General features: G+C 64.8%; 14 protein-coding genes. 12 read left to right on the top strand and 2 right to left on the bottom strand.

Annotation, left to right across the window (positions count from 1 at the left end):
* Positions 1 to 66 precede the first annotated feature (66 nt).
* The gene (aqpZ, locus tag QX034_RS15380) at positions 67 to 807 is read left to right on the top strand and encodes an aquaporin Z (RefSeq protein ID WP_315764045.1); all 741 of its coding nucleotides are present in this window, start codon (positions 67 to 69) and stop codon (positions 805 to 807) included.
* Between the two features lie 108 nt (positions 808 to 915).
* Here the strand turns inward: aqpZ and QX034_RS15385 are convergent, their stop codons facing one another.
* Positions 916 to 1,326 (bottom strand): flagellar basal body rod protein FlgC, encoded by a 411-nt coding sequence (locus tag QX034_RS15385; RefSeq protein ID WP_315764049.1) that lies wholly within the window; start codon positions 1,324 to 1,326, stop codon positions 916 to 918.
* Between the two features lie 358 nt (positions 1,327 to 1,684).
* On the opposite strand from QX034_RS15385, the gene QX034_RS15390 reads away from it, so the two are divergent.
* Complete coding sequence (locus tag QX034_RS15390) at positions 1,685 to 3,619, top strand: methyl-accepting chemotaxis protein (RefSeq protein ID WP_315764052.1); 1,935 nt, start codon at positions 1,685 to 1,687, stop codon at positions 3,617 to 3,619.
* 89 nt (positions 3,620 to 3,708) lie between these two features.
* Here QX034_RS15390 and QX034_RS15395 read toward each other — a convergent pair whose 3' ends face one another.
* On the bottom strand, positions 3,709 to 5,610 hold the full coding sequence (locus QX034_RS15395) for an alkaline phosphatase family protein (RefSeq protein ID WP_316195554.1): 1,902 nt from the start codon (positions 5,608 to 5,610) through the stop codon (positions 3,709 to 3,711).
* A 309-nt stretch (positions 5,611 to 5,919) separates the two neighbouring features.
* Here QX034_RS15395 and QX034_RS15400 point away from each other — a divergent pair, with 309 nt between their 5' ends.
* The 10 genes from QX034_RS15400 to glgA all read left to right on the top strand — a co-directional run bounded on the left by QX034_RS15400 (position 5,920) and on the right by glgA (position 17,870).
* A complete protein-coding gene (locus QX034_RS15400; RefSeq protein ID WP_315701729.1) occupies positions 5,920 to 6,870 on the top strand; it encodes a sugar-binding transcriptional regulator in 951 nt (316 codons plus the stop codon).
* 281 nt (positions 6,871 to 7,151) lie between these two features.
* The gene (locus tag QX034_RS15405) at positions 7,152 to 8,483 is read left to right on the top strand and encodes a sugar ABC transporter substrate-binding protein (protein ID WP_315701728.1); all 1,332 of its coding nucleotides are present in this window, start codon (positions 7,152 to 7,154) and stop codon (positions 8,481 to 8,483) included.
* 340 nt (positions 8,484 to 8,823) lie between these two features.
* A complete protein-coding gene (locus QX034_RS15410) occupies positions 8,824 to 9,696 on the top strand; it encodes a sugar ABC transporter permease (RefSeq protein ID WP_315701727.1) in 873 nt (290 codons plus the stop codon).
* 3 nt (positions 9,697 to 9,699) lie between these two features.
* Positions 9,700 to 10,530, top strand: coding sequence for a carbohydrate ABC transporter permease (locus QX034_RS15415; RefSeq protein ID WP_316195555.1), 831 nt, complete (start codon positions 9,700 to 9,702; stop codon positions 10,528 to 10,530).
* A gap of 14 nt (positions 10,531 to 10,544) precedes the next feature.
* The gene (locus tag QX034_RS15420) at positions 10,545 to 11,549 is read left to right on the top strand and encodes an ABC transporter ATP-binding protein (protein WP_315701725.1); all 1,005 of its coding nucleotides are present in this window, start codon (positions 10,545 to 10,547) and stop codon (positions 11,547 to 11,549) included.
* 47 nt (positions 11,550 to 11,596) lie between these two features.
* On the top strand, positions 11,597 to 12,370 hold the full coding sequence (locus QX034_RS15425) for an SDR family NAD(P)-dependent oxidoreductase (RefSeq protein WP_315742445.1): 774 nt from the start codon (positions 11,597 to 11,599) through the stop codon (positions 12,368 to 12,370).
* A gap of 31 nt (positions 12,371 to 12,401) precedes the next feature.
* Positions 12,402 to 14,054: an FGGY-family carbohydrate kinase gene (locus QX034_RS15430; protein WP_315701723.1), complete on the top strand. Its 1,653-nt coding sequence runs from the start codon at positions 12,402 to 12,404 to the stop codon at positions 14,052 to 14,054.
* Positions 14,051 to 14,998: a carbohydrate kinase gene (locus QX034_RS15435; protein WP_315701722.1), complete on the top strand. Its 948-nt coding sequence runs from the start codon at positions 14,051 to 14,053 to the stop codon at positions 14,996 to 14,998. Before QX034_RS15430 ends, QX034_RS15435 begins: the two co-directional genes overlap by 4 nt.
* Before the next feature lie 152 nt (positions 14,999 to 15,150).
* Positions 15,151 to 16,413, top strand: coding sequence for a glucose-1-phosphate adenylyltransferase (gene glgC / locus QX034_RS15440; protein WP_315742448.1), 1,263 nt, complete (start codon positions 15,151 to 15,153; stop codon positions 16,411 to 16,413).
* Positions 16,410 to 17,870, top strand: a complete 1,461-nt coding sequence (glgA, locus tag QX034_RS15445; protein ID WP_315806195.1) for a glycogen synthase GlgA — start codon at positions 16,410 to 16,412, stop codon at positions 17,868 to 17,870. Before glgC ends, glgA begins: the two co-directional genes overlap by 4 nt.

Genomic DNA, 17,870 nt, shown 5'->3' on the forward strand with positions numbered 1-17,870 from the left:
ATCTTCTTCGCCTGAAGCGGGAGATTCGGAATTCAGCAATCCACACATGTCGAGGGGAGGGCGACCATGAACGGCAACGGCAACAAGCTTGTGGCGGAGGCGATCGGGACGTTCTGGCTGACGTTCGGCGGATGCGGCAGTGCGGTGATCGCGGCCGGAGTGCCCGATGTGGGAATCGGAATGCTCGGCGTGGCCCTGGCGTTCGGTCTCACCGTGCTGACGATGGCCTATGCGATCGGGCACATCTCCGGCTGCCATCTCAATCCGGCGGTGACGGTGGGGCTGGCCTGCGGCGGGCGGTTTCCGACCGGCCTGATCGTGCCTTACATCATCGCGCAGCTCATCGGCGCGATCGTTGCCGCTGCCGTGCTGTATGCGATCGCCAGCGGTGCGCCCGATTTCAGCCTTGCCGACGGCTTTGCCGCCAATGGCTATGCCGATCATTCGCCGGGCAGATATGGGCTCGGTGCCTGCCTGCTCAGCGAGTTCGTGCTGACGATGATGTTCCTGTTCGTCATCATGGGCTCGACGCACGGCAAGGCGCCGGCCGGATTCGCGCCGATCGCGATCGGCCTGGCGCTGACGCTCATTCACCTGATCAGCATCCGCGTCACCAACACCTCGGTGAACCCGGCGCGCAGCACCGGGCCGGCGCTGTTCGTCGGCGGCTGGGCGCTGGCGCAGCTCTGGCTGTTCTGGGTGGCGCCGCTGCTCGGCGGCGCGGCCGGCGGCTTCATCTATCGCTGGCTGAGCCCCGAGCCGGCCGGCGAGGTGATGGGACAGAGCCTCGTCGAGAAGGGCATATAGGAGGCCGCAGCGCTGATAGGGTCGGCGGTGATGAAACCAGCTCGCGCTCGCTGGCTCCGCTGACCCGGGACGGCAGCGCCCTGCGTGCCGCGGCGCGCCGCTTTCGCCTCACGCCCTCACGTCGAGCAGCGCCTTGGTCATCTGGTCGTCGGCCTTCATGACCTTCAGATTGGCCGCATAACTATATTTGGCGACCATCTGGCCGATCATCTCCTGCGCGAGGTCGACATTGGGCGCGGCGACGAGGCCGTTCTGGTTGGCGAAGGGCGCCTGCGGGTCCGAGCTTGCGACGGTGGACGGATTGCTGGTCCTCACGCTGGTCTGCGTGCCGCCATCGGCGCTCGCAGTCTGCACCACATCGAGCGCCGCATAGGCCTGCGGCGCGCCTGAAGGCACCGTGCCGTCAGTGTTCGGTAGCGCGCCCGTGCTCATGACATTGGCGACGTTGCTCGCGGACACTTCGAGCCGGCGCGACGCCGCATTCATGCCGGACAATGCGATGCTGGAAATGCTGCTCATCGACGGGACCCGCGGAGGACGATTCGTGCCGTCATCTAACTAGCGCCTGCAACCGCAAGCAGGACCTAAAATAGACCGCGGCATTTGCGCGCGGCCGGTGAGGCGCCGTTTACCATGAAGGCCGGACAGCCCGGGATCAGCCTGAGCGCCGCGCGCCGGCGTGCAAAAGCGCGGGGCGCCACTTGCGGGAAGCTTTACCGCGCTACCTTAAGGTTTGGCTTACTCTCTGCGCCGATACTGCCGGCAGGGGAAGTCATGCTGCTTCGATCCGGCAGATCGGAGCGCGGTGCGCGCGCCGGATGAGACCTTGCAATCTGCACGGCCCGCGCGTCGCAAAGCATCTGATTGGGGACCGGAGATGAGACTGACTGTCAAGACGAAGTTGGCCGCGGCTTTTGGCCTCGTGATCCTGCTGTCCGCCATTGCAGGTACGGTCGCCTACCTGAAGCTCAACGATCTGGCGACGACGACGGAGGTTCTGACCGGCGCGGCCGGCCGCCAGGACAAGGCCGCCCAGCTCAAGGAGCTGATGCTGCTGCAGATCCGTGCCGAGAAGAACGCGCATCTCGCCTCTGCCGAGGCCGACGTGGAGCGCTACACCAACGATGTGCGCGATCTGCGTGTGAAGTTGCTGAAGACCAAGGACGACGTCTACGCCACCGCCACCGAGACCGGCAAGAAGCTGCTCGACCGCTTCGTTGCCGCCTATGCCCAGATGAACAATGCGCAGGACCAGGCGCTGAAGATAGCCAAGACCGATCGCGCCAAGGGCGTCGAGGTGTCGACCACCGAGGTTCGCAAATCGGTCGGCGAAGCAGGCGCCATTCTCGATGAATATGTCGCCTTCCTGCGCAAGCTGATGGCGGACCGCTCGGACGAGGCGAAACAGGAAGGCGCCCGCGCGGAGATGATCGTCGTCAGCCTGGTCCTCGTCTCCCTGCTGGTCGCGATCGCCGCCGCCGTGCTGATCGCGCTCAACATCAGCCGCGGCCTCGGTCGCGCCGTGAACCTTGCCAATGCGGTCGCAATCGGCGACCTCGGCCAGACCATCGAGGCCTCCAGCGACGACGAGGTCGGCGACCTGATCAAGGCGTTGACCGCGATGACTGCCAACCTCAACGCGACCGCCGCCGTGGCCGGCGAGGTCGCGCAGGGCAATCTGGATGTCGTGGCCAGGCCGCTCTCCGACAAGGACACGCTGGGCCTTGCGCTGCAGAAGATGCTGGCGAGCCTGAACGCCACCGCTGCGGTCGCCAACGAGATCGCGCAGGGCAATCTCACGGTCGAGGCGAAACGCATCACCGACAAGGATAAGCTCGGCATCGCGCTGGAGCGCATGGTCGAAAAGCTCCGCCAGGTGGTGTCCGAAGCGCTGACCGCGGCGCAGAACGTCTCCGCCGGCAGCCAGGAGCTTTCGGCCTCCGCCGAGCAGCTCTCGCAGGGCGCGACCGAGCAGGCGTCCTCCGCCGAAGAGGCTTCGTCCTCGATGGAGGAGATGGCGGCGAATGTGAAGCAGAACGCCGAGAACGCCAGCCAGACCGAGAAGATCGCGGCGCAATCCGCCAAGGACGCGGAGGCGAGCGGCGCCGCCGTCGGCCGCGCGGTGCAGGCGATGCAGACCATCGCCGAGAAGATCACCATCGTGCAGGAGATCGCGCGGCAGACTGACCTCTTGGCGCTGAACGCGGCAGTGGAAGCGGCCCGTGCCGGCGAGCACGGCAAGGGCTTTGCGGTGGTCGCCTCCGAAGTGCGCAAGCTCGCCGAGCGCAGCCAGGCGGCCGCGGCGGAGATCGGCACGCTCTCGACCGACACCGTGAAGGTGGCGCAGGAGGCCGGCTCCATGCTGGCCAAGCTGGTGCCCGACATCAAGAAGACGGCCGAATTGGTCGAGGAGATCACCGCCGCCTGCCGCGAGCAGGATGTCGGCTCGGCGCAGATCAACCAGGCGATCCAGCAACTCGACAAGGTCGGCCAGCAGAATGCCAGCGCCTCCGAGCAGGTGTCGTCCACCTCGGAAGAGCTGGCCTCGCAGGCCGAGCAGCTGCAGGCGACGATCTCCTACTTCCGTATCGAGCAGGGCCACGACCGCGCCTACGCGCCGGTCGATCACGCCGTCGAGCAGCTCCGCGCCAAGGCGTCCGCGATGGGTTCAAGCCCGGCCGCCGGCCGCGGCGCGCGCAAGCCGATCCCACCGGCAAAGCCGATGCGCGCGGCGAAGGTCGCGGCGGGCGGCGGCTTCGCCTTCGACATGAATGGCGGCGGCGATCAACGCGATGCTGATTTCGAGCGCTAGGCGCCCGACCGATCAACATCGACCGCAATGAGAAAGCCCGCAGCGGGTGACCGCTGCGGGCTCTTTGTTGTTGACGGCTGCTTTCGCGATCAGTCGCGCCAGCCCCAGTTCCAGGCCTGGTGGCCGCCGAAGACGCCGTGCTCGTTCCAGCCGTGATGATCGTCACCGTCATGATCGCCGTCGTCGTCGCGATCGCCGAAGGTGAAGAGGTTCATCAGGTCGCCGATCGCCGGACGGTTGAGCGGCTTGTAGCGGTGCTCGGACCGGTCGTGGATCGGGTTCGGCAGGTGGTCGCGGCTGAGCGAGGAGATCTTCGGCAGGCGCCAGTTGCGCTCGATGAATTTCAGCACCGAGACGTGATCATAATAGGTGTGATCGACATAACCCTGCTTGGCATAGGGCGACACCACGATGAAGGGGATGCGAGTGCCGTCGCCGAAGAAGTCGACCGGCTGCACATAGCCGGAGTCGTAGTAGCCGCCGCCTTCGTCGGTGGTGATGATGATCGCGGTCTTGGCCCACAGCTGCGGATTGGCCTTGACGCGATTGATCAGCTCCCCGAGGAACTTCTCATAGAGGTCGGTCGTGGAGTCGGCCGGATGCCCGGCCAGCGCCTCGAACGGACGCACGAACGACACCGCCGGCAGCGTGTTGTTCTGGACGTCGTTGAGGAAGGCGCCGTAGTTCTGCAGCTTGGCTTCCTCAGTCGGGTTCTTCATGATGCTGAGATAACCCGTCAGCGGATCGCAGATGCCGCAATAGGAGTGGAACAGCAGCGACACGCCGTCGACCGAGCTCGCGAAGGTGGTCGGATCGTTGCCGCGGTCGGCGCTGTAATACTTCCAGGAGATGCCGTGCTTGGTCATCACGTCGGCGATGGTCGGCGCCGACTGCGGCGGCAGCGTGAACTGGTCCGAGCCCAGCTTGCGCGTCGCGCTGGAGGTCTGGTTCCAGTACATGTTGTAGTTATTGACGAGGTAATAGGTATTCGACGCGCACTTGCCGTCGGCGACGCCGTGCTTGTAGAGCTGCTCGTTGACGGACGAGACGCCCGGCGCGCTCGGATCCGAGCAGTTGACGTAGGAGCCGCCGCTATAGCCGTCCTGCGTGTAGTAGTTGTTGGTGCCGGAAACCGGATCGGGATTCTCGATCTGGTTGGCGTAAGGCACCGCGGCCGAGCCGTCGAGCTTGTCCGGATTGGTGAAGAAGGCGGCGTGACCGTTCACCAGCGCCTGGAAGTTGGCGCCCGTGCCGCCCATGATCGCCTGGTGATAATTGTCGCTCATCGCATAGGTGTCGGCGAGCTGCTTGAAGAACGGCGCATCGCCGCTCTGCGCCTTGCCGGACGCGTCCGTGTAGGGATTCATGTTGTAGAATCCCATCGAGATCGCGCCTTCTTTCGGGTTGAAGCCGCCGGCCGGATAGGGCGCGCCGTTCGAGCCGGTGCCGATGGTCTGTTCGACCCACACGAACTTGTCGTGCTTGCCGCCGTCGATGTCCTGCCACATCTGGAAGAAGCGGTGCACGGGGTCGCCGGAATAGGCGGCGTAAGGCACGTATTTGGAGATCTGGTACGGGCCGTTGGGCAGGTTGGCCGGGAAGCGGGTGTCCGGCACGTTCTGCGGCAGGCCGATGCCGTAGGTCGTGTAGGGCTGCGGCAGCGTCGTGTAGGCGGCGGTCGAGGCGGTCTCGGCGTTGTAGCGGACCTCGTCGCGGCCGATGCGCTGCTCGGCCTTCTTGAAGTGCGGCCCCGGCGTGCCGTCCTCGTTGACGATCCCCTTGCTCAGGAGGTTGTCGATGGTCTGGCCGGCCTTCGGCTTGTAGGTGCCGAACAGGTTGTCGAACGTGTGGTTCTCGCCGACGATGATGATGACATGCTCGATCGGCGTGGTGGTCGACGCGCCGGCAAAGGCCGGCATGACGCTCGTGGCGGTGAAGAGCACGGATGTGGCGAGGCAGAGCGCCTTGAACCGCCCTGTGGGCACTTTCATGAATCGTCTCCAATTGGGAAAGCTGAGGCGCGACGAAACGTCGCGAAGGTCCTCGCCGCCCTTATCGTGTCCCCACATTTCCGTGCGTTGTCAGTTGCGAGTCGGTTTGATGAAACCAATGTGACGTGGCGGTCACGAACGCTCTTGCAACGCAATCGCAAATAGCCGCTGCCGTGCATGGCGGAGGACGCGGAGCGGCCGATCGGACGGGACAACGCGGTTGCCTCGCGGCGCGAGCTATTGCCCATATGAAGATCATATGTTCTGGTGCGCCGATGCCCGCCCCAGAGAGGGATTTTTAACGGCGCCATGGCCGCCAACGACAGCGACAAGTCCCGTCTCGACGACGCCGCGCGCGCCGGCTGGCTCTATTTCATCGCCGGTCATACCCAGGACGAGATCGCCAAGATGCTGCAGGTGTCGCGCGCCTCGGCGCAGCGGCTGGTCTCGCTCTGCCTCGCCGAGCGTCTCATCACCTTCCGGCTCGAACATCCCATCGCATCCTGCATGGAGCTGGCGGCGCAGCTCAAGAGCCGGTTCGATCTCGTGCATTGCGAGGTGGTGCCCACCGATCCGGCCGCGCCGGCAGCGGCGGCCGGCATCGCTGAGCGCTGCGCCAACCTTTTGGAATTGACCCTGCGCGCGGAGACGCCGGTCATCATCGCGCTCGGCACCGGGCGCGCGGTGCGCGCCGCGGTCGAGCGCGTTTCCCCGATCGATCGGCCCGAGCATCAGATCGTCTCGCTGGTCGGCAACATCCTGGCCGACGGCTCGGCAAGCTTCTTCGATACCGTCGGCCGGCTCGCGGACCGCACCGGCGCGCGGCATTACCCGATGCCGCTGCCGTTCCTGATGGCTTCCGAAGACGAGCGCGACCGCATGGTCCGGCTCGATGCGATCACCAAGGTCAAGGCGGTGGCCGACAAGGCCGACCTGAAGCTGATCGGCATCGGCCAGATGGACCAGAAGGCGCAGATGTATGTCGATGGCTTCGTCACCCGTGACGAGCTCACCGAGATGATGCGGCTGGGCGCGGTCGGCGAGATCACCGGCTGGGCCTATGATGCCAAGGGCCGGCTGATCCAGGGCGGCACCAACCGCCGCCTGACCAGCATTCCGCCGGACGTGCCGGCGAAAGCGATGACCATCGCCGCGGCGCTTGGGCCGGCAAAAATTCCGGCGATCCGCGCCGCGCTTGCCGGGCGCCTGATCAACGGCCTGATCACCGACGAGGCGACCGCGCGCGCCATTCTTGCGTGACGTGCTGCGACTGAGACCGCCGCGGCCGGTTGCGGACTGGCTGCAACCTCACTCCGCCAGGTGAGGGAACGCATCGCACTCGTCTTTGACCTGCCCGCACCCGCACAGCAGCAATCTTCCGCATTGCGTAACTACAAGGCGCCGGGCTGTCCTTGACAAAACTTGACTGCTGTAGTGAACATCAGCTCAACGCGTGAGCATATATTCAGAATGCGCGGGTAAGGGAGGATGCTGTGAGGAACGATGCTGCAAGGCACGCTGCTGTAAGGCACAGTTACAGTTTGAGGACCGGCTTCACTGCGACACGACTTCTGGGCGGCCTGTTCGGCGCCGCGGCGTTGCTCCTGGCAATGCCGGCGAAGGCCGAGACCACCCTGACCATCGCCACGGTCAATAACGGCGACATGATCCGCATGCAGGGTCTGACCGGCGAATTCACCAAGGCCAACCCCGATATCTCGGTCAAATGGGTGACGTTGGAGGAGAACGTGCTGCGCCAGCGCGTCACCACCGACATCGCCACCAAGGGCGGCCAGTTCGACATCCTCACCATCGGCACCTACGAGGTGCCGATCTGGGCCAAGAAGAGCTGGCTGGTGCCGCTCGACAAGCTCGGTCCCGACTACGACGCCGGCGATCTGCTGCCGAAGATCAAGGATGCGGTCTCCGTCGACGGCAAGCTCTATGCCGCGCCGTTCTACGGCGAGAGCTCGATGACGATGTATCGCACCGACCTGTTCGACAAGGCCGGGCTGAAGATGCCGGAGAGCCCGACCTGGGACTTCGTGGTCGATGCCGCCAAGAAGCTGACCGACAAGCAGGCCGGCGTGTTCGGCATCTGCCTGCGCGGCAAGGCTGGCTGGGGCGAGAACATGGCCTTCCTGACCGCGATGTCGAATTCGTTCGGCGCGCGCTGGTTCGACGAAAAATGGCAGCCGCAGTTCAACACGCCGGAATGGAAGAAGACGCTGACAACTTACGTCGAGCTGATGAAGGAGGCTGGCCCTCCCGGCGCGAGCTCGAACGGCTTCAATGAAAATCTGGCGCTGTTCGACGCCGGCAAATGCGCGATGTGGATCGATGCCACCGTCGCTGCATCCTTCGTCACCAACCCGAAGGACTCCAAGGTCGCCGACAAGGTCGGCTTCGCGATGGCCCCGAATACCGGGCTCGGCAAGAGCGCGAACTGGCTCTGGGCTTGGAGCCTCGCAATCCCCGCCGGCTCGAAGAAGGTCGATGCGGCCGAGAAGTTCATCGCCTGGGCCACCGGCAAGGACTATCTCAAGCTGGTCGCCGCCAAGGAGGGCTGGGCCAACGTGCCGCCGGGCACCCGCACCTCGCTCTATCAGAACCCGGATTATCTGAAGGTCGCTCCGTTTGCGAAGCCGACGCTGGCCTCGATCAATGCCGCCGATCCGAACCATCCAACGGTGAAGCCGGTGCCTTACGTCGGCGTGCAATATGCGGCGATTCCGGAATTCCAGGGTATCGGTACGGCGGTCGGCCAGCAGTTCTCGGCGGCGCTCGCCGGCTCGACCACGGTCGATGCAGCGCTCGCCGCGGCGCAGTCGGCGACCGAACGGGAAATGAAGCGGGCCGGCTACATCAAATAGGCCGCGATTTGTGTCAGCTCGTCAAAATTCCTCCCGAGCTGATCCTTGCGGCCATCCCTTGTACAGCTTGGGATGGCCGCCTTTTTCTCTCTCTCTTCTCCGTAGGCTGTTGTGCAGGGCGTAGGGTGGGCAAAGCGAAGCGTGCCCATCGAGAGATGATCAACTCGAACTGACGTGGGCACGGCGCACCGCGCCTTTGCCCAACCGACGCAAGCCATCGGTTCGTCATTGCGAGGAGCCGAAGGCGACGAAGCAATCCAGGATCTTTCCGTTCGACGATACTGGATTGCTTCGCTCCGCTCGCAATGACGACCTCTCATCGCGCGTAAGGAACGACGATATGGCCACCAGACAGACGCAATTGCTGGCGCGGGCGCTGATGTCTCCGGCGGTGCTGCTGCTGTTCATCTGGATGATCGTGCCGCTGGCTCTGACGATCTACTTCTCGACCTTGCATTACAGCCTGCTCGATCCCGGCTCGGAAAGCTTCGTCGGGCTGGAGAATTACACCTACTTCCTCACCGATCCCGCCTTCCTTGCCTCGCTGCAGAACACGCTGGTGCTGGTCGGCTCGGTGCTGGCGCTGACGATCGGACTCGGCATCCCGCTGGCGATCCTGCTCGATCAGCCCGTGATCGGCCGCAATTTCGTGCGGCTGATGGTGATCGCACCGTTCTTCGTGATGCCCACGGTCAGCGCGCTGGTCTGGAAGAACCTGTTGATGCACCCGGTGTCCGGCCTGTTCGCCTGGATCGCGACCTCGCTGGGGTTGACGCCGATCGACTGGTTCACCGACGCGCCGCTTCTCGCCATCATCTTCATCGTCGCTTGGCAGTGGCTGCCCTTTGCCACGCTGATCCTGCTCACCGCGCTGCAGTCGCTCGACGAGGAGCAGAAGGAGGCGGCGGAGATGGACGGCGCCAGCGCGTCGTCGCGCTTCATCTATCTGACGCTGCCGCATCTGGCGCGTCCGATCACGGTGGTGATCCTGATCGAGACCATCTTCCTGCTTACGGTCTTCGCCGAGATCTTCGTCACGACGGGTGGCGGGCCGGGCCTGCAGACCACCAATATCGCCTTCCTGGTCTATTCGCAGGCGCTGATCCAGTTCGACGTCGGCAGCGCGTCGGCCGGCGGCCTCGTCGCGGTCGTCATTGCCAACATCGTCGCCTTCTTCCTGGTGCGGATCGTCGGCCGCAATCTGGAGGCTTGATAAATGGCGCGCAAGGTCACCGGACGACACGTTGCGATCTCGACCATTGCTGCCTGGCTGGTCGGCTTCCTGATCTTCTTCCCGATCCTGTGGATGGTGCTGGCGAGCTCCAAGACCGAGCTCGAAGCCTTCGCGACCCCGCCGTCCTTCCTGTTCTTCCACTGGACCACCGAGAACTATGCCACTGTGCAGGAGCGCAGTGACTATCTGCACCACGCGCTCAATTCGATCATCATCGCCGGCGGCTCGACGCTCATCGCGCTGTTGATCGCGATTCCCGCGGCGTGGTCGATGGCCTTCTCGCCGACCAAACGCACCAAGGACATCCTGCTCTGGATGCTCTCGACCAAGATGATGCCGCCCGTCGGCGTGCTGGTGCCGATCTATCTGATCTACAAGAATGCCGGGCTGCTCGACACCCGTGCCGGCCTCGTCTTCATCCTCTGCCTTGGCAATCTGCCGATCGTGATCTGGATGCTGTTCACCTATTTCAAGGAAATCCCGAAGGACATCCTGGAAGCGGCGCGGATGGACGGCGCCACGATCGGCCGCGAGCTGATCTATGTGTTGACGCCGATGGCGATCCCGGGGCTGGCCTCGACCCTCCTGCTCAACCTGATTCTCGCCTGGAACGAGGCATTCTGGACCTTGAACCTGTCCACCTCGGAGGCGGCGCCGCTGACCACCTTCATCGCCTCCTATTCAAGTCCGGAAGGCCTGTTCTGGGCGCGGCTGTCGGCGGCGTCCACGCTCGCGATTGCGCCGATCCTCATCATCGGCTGGTTCAGCCAGAAGCAGCTCGTGCGCGGGCTGACGTTCGGCGCAGTGAAATAACGAAAGGCCGGATCATGGGACGGATCACGTTGGAAGGAGTCCAGAAGTCGTTCGGGCCGGTCCACATCATCAAGGGCGCCGATCTCGACGTCGCCGACGGCTCGTTCGTCGTGTTCGTCGGGCCGTCCGGCTGCGGCAAGACCACGCTGCTCAGGCTGATTGCCGGCCTCGAAGACGTTTCGGACGGCAAGATCCTGATCGACGGCAAGAACGTCGTGAATGTGCCGCCGGCCAAGCGCGGGCTCTCGATGGTGTTCCAGTCCTACGCGCTCTATCCGCATATGAGCGTGCGCGGCAACATCGCCTTCGGCCTCAAGATGGCGGGCCTGCCGAAGGACGAGATCAACCGCAAGGTGGAGGCGGCCGCCGCCACCTTGAACCTGACGCCGTATCTCGACCGCAAGCCGCGCGAGCTTTCCGGCGGTCAGCGTCAGCGCGTCGCGATCGGCCGCGCCATCGTGCGCGAGCCGAAGGCGTTCCTGTTCGACGAGCCGCTGTCGAATCTCGATGCCGCGTTGCGGGTGCAGATGCGGCTCGAAGTGACGCGGCTGCAGAAGCAACTCGGCACCACGGCGATCTATGTCACTCACGACCAGGTCGAGGCCATGACCATGGCCGACAAGATCGTGGTGCTGAACGCCGGCAAGATCGAGCAATATGGCTCGCCGATCGAGCTGTACCAGAAGCCGGCCAACCTGTTCGTCGCCGGCTTCATCGGCTCCCCGAAGATGAATTTCATCACCGGCGCGGAAGCCGCTATGCGCGGTGCCGCCACCATCGGCGTGCGGCCGGAGCATTTCAACATCGTTAGCGACGGGCAGGGCTGGCCGGGCAAGGTCTTGGTGGCCGAGCATCTCGGCAGCGACACTTTTCTTTATGTCGACGCCGGAGCGCTCGGCACCTTGACCGTGCGCTGCGTCGGCGAGAAGAGCCTCAAGCCCGGCGACCAGATCGCGCTGCAGCCCGACCCCAATCGGATCTACCGCTTCGACGACAACGGCAACGCGATTGTTGCGTGAGAGGTGACGTCCCCTTTGGGCGTCAATGAGAAAGACGGACGACGACCATGTATCTGGAAAAATTCAGGCTCAACGGACAGATCGCGCTGGTGACCGGAGGCGGGCAGGGCATCGGGCTCGCCTGTGTCGAGGCGCTGGCGGAAGCCGGCGCCAAGGTCGTCATCGCCGACCGCGATCCCAAGGTTGCCATTGCGGCGCAGGCCGAGATGAAGGGCAAGGGCTTTGACACCGAAACCGTGATCATGGACGTGACCGACTCGGCGCGCGTCACCGAGGTTGCCGATGAACTGGCGGCGCGGTTCGGCAAGGTCGACGTTCTCGTCAACAATGCCGGCATCGCCCGGAGCGAGACGCCGGCGGAGACCGTCACCGATGAGCATTGGCTCAACGTGCTGGACGTGAACCTGAACGGCACCTTCTGGTGCTGCCGCGCGTTCGGCAAGCACATGTTGGCGGCGAAATCCGGCAACATCGTCAATATCGGCTCGATGTCCGGCTTCATCGTCAACAAGCCGCAGGAGCAGTGCTTCTACAACGCCTCCAAGGCTGCAGTGCACCATCTGACCAAGTCGCTGGCAGCCGAATGGGGTGCGCGCGGCGTACGCGTCAATGCGGTCGCGCCGACCTATATCGAGACGCCGCTGAACGCCTTCGTGAAGAACAATCCGCGCATGTATGATGCCTGGATTGGCGGCACGCCGATGGCGCGGATGGGGCGGGTCGACGAGATCGCGTCGGTCGTTTTGTTCCTCGCCTCCGAGGCGGCCAGCCTGATGACCGGCAGCGTCGTCGTGGTCGATGGCGGCTACACTTGCTGGTAAGCTCGCGTCAAATCATTGGCGGGAGTGAAACATGCGGCAGGCCTTTATCGGCGTCGATGTCGGAACGTCGAGCACACGCGCAGGGATATTCGACGAGGCCGGCCACCTGCTCGCAGCGGCGCGGCACCCGATCAGACTGTGGCAGGAGGCCGGCGACATCGTCGAGCAGTCGTCCGACGACATCTGGAGCGCTTGCTGCATCGCGGTGCGGGCGGCGCTGGCGGAGGCCGGCGTCACCCCTGATGCGGTCAAAGGCCTTGGCTTCGATGCGACCTGCTCGCTGGTGGTGCTGAACAAGCAGGGCGGGCCGCTCACCGTCAGCACATCGGGCGATCACGCGCGCAACGTGATCGTCTGGATGGATCACCGCGCCGTCCCGGAAGCGCGCGACATCAACACCGCTGGGCACGAGGTGCTGCGCTACGTCGGAGGGGTGATCTCGCCGGAAATGGAGATGCCGAAGCTGCTGTGGCTGAAACGGCATCTGCGCCAGAGCTTCGATGAAGCCGGTCATTTCTTCGATCTCGCCGATTATCTCACCTTTCGCGCGACCGGTTCGCCGGCGCGCTCCATGTGTACTGTCACCTGCAAGTGGAACTACCTCGCGCATGACGGGCGCTGGAGCGCCGACTATTTCCGGCGGATCGGGTTGCAAGACTTCGTCGAGGAGAACTATGCGCGGATCGGCACCGACATCGTGGCGCCAGGCACGCCGCTTGGCGCGGGGCTTTCGCGCGCCGCGGCGCAGGATCTCGGCCTCACTCCCGGCACGCCGGTCGGAGCTTCGCTGATCGACGCCCATGCCGGCGGCGTCGGCGCGATCGGCGGCCGCGAGGCCGATGGTGCCGAGGTCAATGTCTGCGAACGGCTCGCTTACATCATGGGGACGTCGGCCTGCATCATGGCAACCACGGTCGAGCCGTGCTTCGTGCCAGGTGTGTGGGGGCCTTATTACCAGGGCATGGTGCCGGGCTTCTGGCTCAACGAGGGCGGTCAATCGGCGGCGGGTGCGGCGATCGATCATCTGCTCCGTTCGCATCCCTGCTATGGGGAGGCCAGCGCCGCCGCGCGGGCTCAGGGCATCGACGTCATCGACTATCTGGAGCGGCGGATCATCGCGCGCGTGAAAGCTCCGGGTGCGGCCGCACTCCTTGCACGCGACATTCATGTCCTTCCCGAGTTTCTGGGCAATCGCTCACCTTACGCTGATCCGGATTCACGCGCGGTGATCGCCGGCCTCGACCTCGCGTCCGACATCGGCGCGATGGAGCGGCTGTTCGTCGCCGCCCTTTGCGGCCTCGCCTATGGTCTCGCCGACGTCATCGATGCGTTCGCAGCGAACGATGTGAAAAGCCGCATCGTGGTGATGGCGGGCGGCGCGTCGCGCAGTCCGCTGGTGCGACAGATCATGGCCGACACCACGGGGCTCGTGGTGGCGCTGCCGCGCACCCAGGAGCCGGTGCTGCTGGGTGCGTCCATGCTCGGTGCGGTCGCGAGCGGCACCTTCCGCTCGATCGGCGACACGATGGCGGCGATGTCGGCACTCGGGCGTTCGAGCGATCCGACCAACCCGAAGCTCGCCGCCTTTCATCGCAGGAAGCGTGAGGTGCACGGGCTGATGCGCAGGCTCGATCGCGACAGTCGCGCGATGATGCGCGACATCGTAACGGAGGGACGCGCATGATCCTGAGTTGTGGCGATGCGCTGATCGATTTCGTGCCGGCGGCTACGGCGGACGGACGGGCCGCTCTGCGGCCGGTCGTCGGTGGCTCCTGTCTCAATGTCGCGGTCGGGCTGGCACGGCTGGAGGTGCCGACCGGCTTTGTCGGCGGCATCTCGACCGACATGTTCGGCCGCATGATCGCCGAGCACGCGCAGAGTTCGCAGGTCGACCTGCGTTATGCGACCCGCAGCGCCGACCAGGCCACGCTCGCCTTCGTGCAGCACATCGCCGGCGAGGCGCAATATGCGTTCTATGACGCCGAGACCGCGGCGCGGAAGTGGACCTATCGGCCGGGCAGCATCCCGTTCGATACGGTGGAAGCGCTGCATGTCGGCTCGACCACCCTGGTCCACGACCACGGCGCGGCCGAGACGCGTGCGTTGATCGACGCGGCCCGTCATCATGCGACGATCTCGTTCGATCCGAACTGCCGGCCGAACCTGGTCACGGACAAGGCGGCCTATCGGGTGCGGATGGACGAATTCGCCAACCTGGCTGGCATGATCAAGATGTCGGATGTCGATTTCGAATACCTCTATGGCGGCGACGATTATGCCGCACGCGCCGAGATCCTGCTGAGAGGTGGCTGTCATCTTTTCGTCGTGACCTGCGGGCCGAAGGGGGCTTTGGCCTGGCACCGCAAGGCCGGTGCGGTCGAGGTCATGGCGCCCGCAATCGAGGTCGTTGACACGATCGGAGCCGGCGACAGCTTCCAGGCCGGCCTGTTGTTTGCACTGCGCGCATTGGGCCGAGTCGGGCGGGATGATCTGGCCGCGCTCAGTGCGGCGGAGCTCCGCCGGACGCTCTCCTTTGCTGCCGCCTGCGCGGCAGTGACCTGCACCCGGCCGGGGGCGGACCCGCCACGATGGCCTGAGATGGTGGCGACCTGGCATCGGCTCGGCTGACCGCGGCCTTGCACAGCGCAACGGGCATTGCATAGCGCAAACGGAACTGGTTGGCTGTTCCTCAGTCATATTAAGGTGGGCAACGGCCCGGTTGCATGCCGGTTCGGCATGCGGGCGGACCGATCGCACTGCCGACGCAAAAGGAGGAAACCATGGCACCCGCCGGAACTGAGCCGCTATCACGCCACGCGCTCGCCTTCGTGCTGGCAGGGGGACGCGGCAGCCGGCTCCTGGAGCTGACCGACCGCCGCGCCAAGCCCGCGGTCCATTTCGGCGGCAAGTCGCGCATCATCGATTTCGCGCTGTCAAACGCGGTCAATTCCGGCATCCGCCGCATCGCGGTCGCCACCCAATACAAGGCGCACAGCCTGATCCGCCATCTGCAGATGGGCTGGAATTTCTTCCGTCCCGAGCGCAACGAAAGCTTCGACATTCTCCCGGCAAGCCAACGTGTGTCCGAGACCATGTGGTACGTCGGCACGGCTGACGCAGTCTATCAGAACATCGACATTCTCGAGACCTACAACAGCAAGTACATCGTCGTGCTCGCCGGCGACCACGTCTACAAGATGGATTACGAACTGATGCTGCAGCAGCATGTCGACCAGCGCGCCGATGTCACTGTCGGTTGCCTGGAGACGCCGCGCGCGGAATCCTCGGGCTTCGGCATCATTCACATGAACGAGGATGAAACCATCCGCGATTTCATCGAGAAGCCGAAAGATCCGCCGCCGATCCCGGGTAAGCCCGACATGTCGCTCGCCAGCATGGGTATCTACGTGTTCGACGCGAAGTTCCTGTTCGACGAGCTCAAGCGCGATGCGGCCGATCCCAACTCGAACCATGATTTCGGCAGGGACATCATTCCCTATCTTGTCAAGAACGGCCGTGCGGTCGCACATCAGTTCAACCGCTCCTGCGTGCGCACCGACCACGATCCGCGCAGCTACTGGCGCGACGTCGGCACGGTCGACGCCTATTGGGCGGCCAATCTCGACCTGACCGACGTGACGCCCGAACTGGACCTTTATGACCGCACCTGGCCGATCTGGACCTATTCCGAGATCACGCCGCCGGCGAAATTCGTCCATGACGAGGATGGCCGCCGCGGTGAGGCGACCTGTTCGCTGGTGTCCGGCGGCTGCATCGTCTCCGGCGCCTGCGTGCAACGCTCGCTGTTGTTCACGGGCGTGCACCTGCACTCCTACTCCAGGCTGCACAATTCGGTGCTGCTGCCTTACGTCAATGTCGGCCGCCATGCACGGCTGCAGAACGTGGTGGTCGATCGCGGCGTGCAGATTCCGGAAGGATTGGTCGTGGGCGAAGACCCCGAATTCGACGCCAAGCGTTTCCGGACAACCGAGAACGGCGTCACTCTCATCACCCAGCCGATGATTGACGGGCTCAATCGATGACGCCCATGCGCGTGTTGTCGGTCGCGTCGGAGATCTATCCGATCGTGAAGACCGGCGGGCTTGCCGATGTGGCCGGTGCGCTGCCGATTGCGCTCAGGACCGAAGGCGTCGAGATGCGCACGCTGGTGCCGGGCTATCCTGCGGTGATGAAGGCGCTGGAGCAGACCAGCGAGATCAGCTCGCTGCCGAATTTCTTCGGCGGCAACGCGCGGCTGCTCGGCGGCTCGCATGGCGAACTCGACCTGTTCGTGCTCGACGCGCCGCACCTCTATGCGCGCGAGGGCAATCCTTACGTCCAACCTGACGGCACGGACTGGCCGGACAATGCGTTCCGCTTTGCCGCGCTGGCGCGCGCCGCGGCCTATATCGGGCTTGGCTCCGCGCCCGGCTTCGTGCCGGATGTGGTCCACGGCCACGACTGGCAGGCCGGGCTGATGCCGGCCTATCTGCTCTACAGCCATCAGCCGCATCCGGTCACGGTCATGACCGTGCACAACATGGCGTTCCAGGGCCGCTTTCCCCGCGACCTGCTGGGCCCCCTTGGGCTGCCGCCGGAATCGTTCTCGATCTATGGGGTCGAATATTACGGCGACATCAGTTTCCTGAAGGCGGGCCTCCAGTTCGCCGATCGCATCACCACGGTGTCGCCGACCTACGCCGTCGAGATCCGGAGCGACGAATACGGCATGGGTCTGGCTGGTCTGCTGCGCCAGCGCGCGAGCGATCTGTCCGGCATCCTCAATGGCATCGACACGGCAGTATGGGATCCCGCGACCGATCCCGCGCTTCCCGCGAACTACAGCGTCGAGCGGCTCGAGGCGCGCGCCGCCAACAAGGCGGCGCTGCAAAGGCGCATGGGGCTCGAGGTCTCGCCGGATGCCTTCCTGCTCGGTGTGGTCAGCCGGCTGTCCTGGCAGAAGGGGCTCGATCTGTTGCTGGCGTGCCTGCCGACATTCGCGAGCGGCGGCATGCAGCTGGCGCTGCTTGGCGACGGCGATGCGGACCTGCGCGATGCGTTTCGCGCTGCCGCTGCCGGCGATCCCGGCCATATCGGCGTCGTCACCGGTTATGACGAAAAGCTGGCGCATCTGATCCAGGCCGGTTGCGATGCGCTGGTGGTGCCGTCGCGTTTCGAGCCCTGCGGCCTGACCCAGCTCTGTGCGCTCCGCTATGGCGCGATCCCGATCGTCGCGGCGGTCGGTGGCCTCGCCGACACCGTGCGCGACGAGAGCGCGGCAGGTCCGGATGCCACCGGATTTACCTTCAGCCCGGTGACGGCTGAAAACCTCGACCAGGCGGTGCGGCGCGCTGCGGCGGCGTTCTTCGCCTCGCGCAGCCATGCCTCGAACTGGCCGCGCATGCAGCTCAACGGCATGCTGACAGACGTTTCGTGGCGGCACCGCGCCGGCAGATATGCCGAGCTCTATCGCAGCCTGGTCGCCCAGCACGGCGGCTGA

Origin of the sequence: Bradyrhizobium sp. SZCCHNR3119, from assembly GCF_032487775.1 — a bacterium.
Taxonomy (GTDB): domain Bacteria; phylum Pseudomonadota; class Alphaproteobacteria; order Rhizobiales; family Xanthobacteraceae; genus Bradyrhizobium.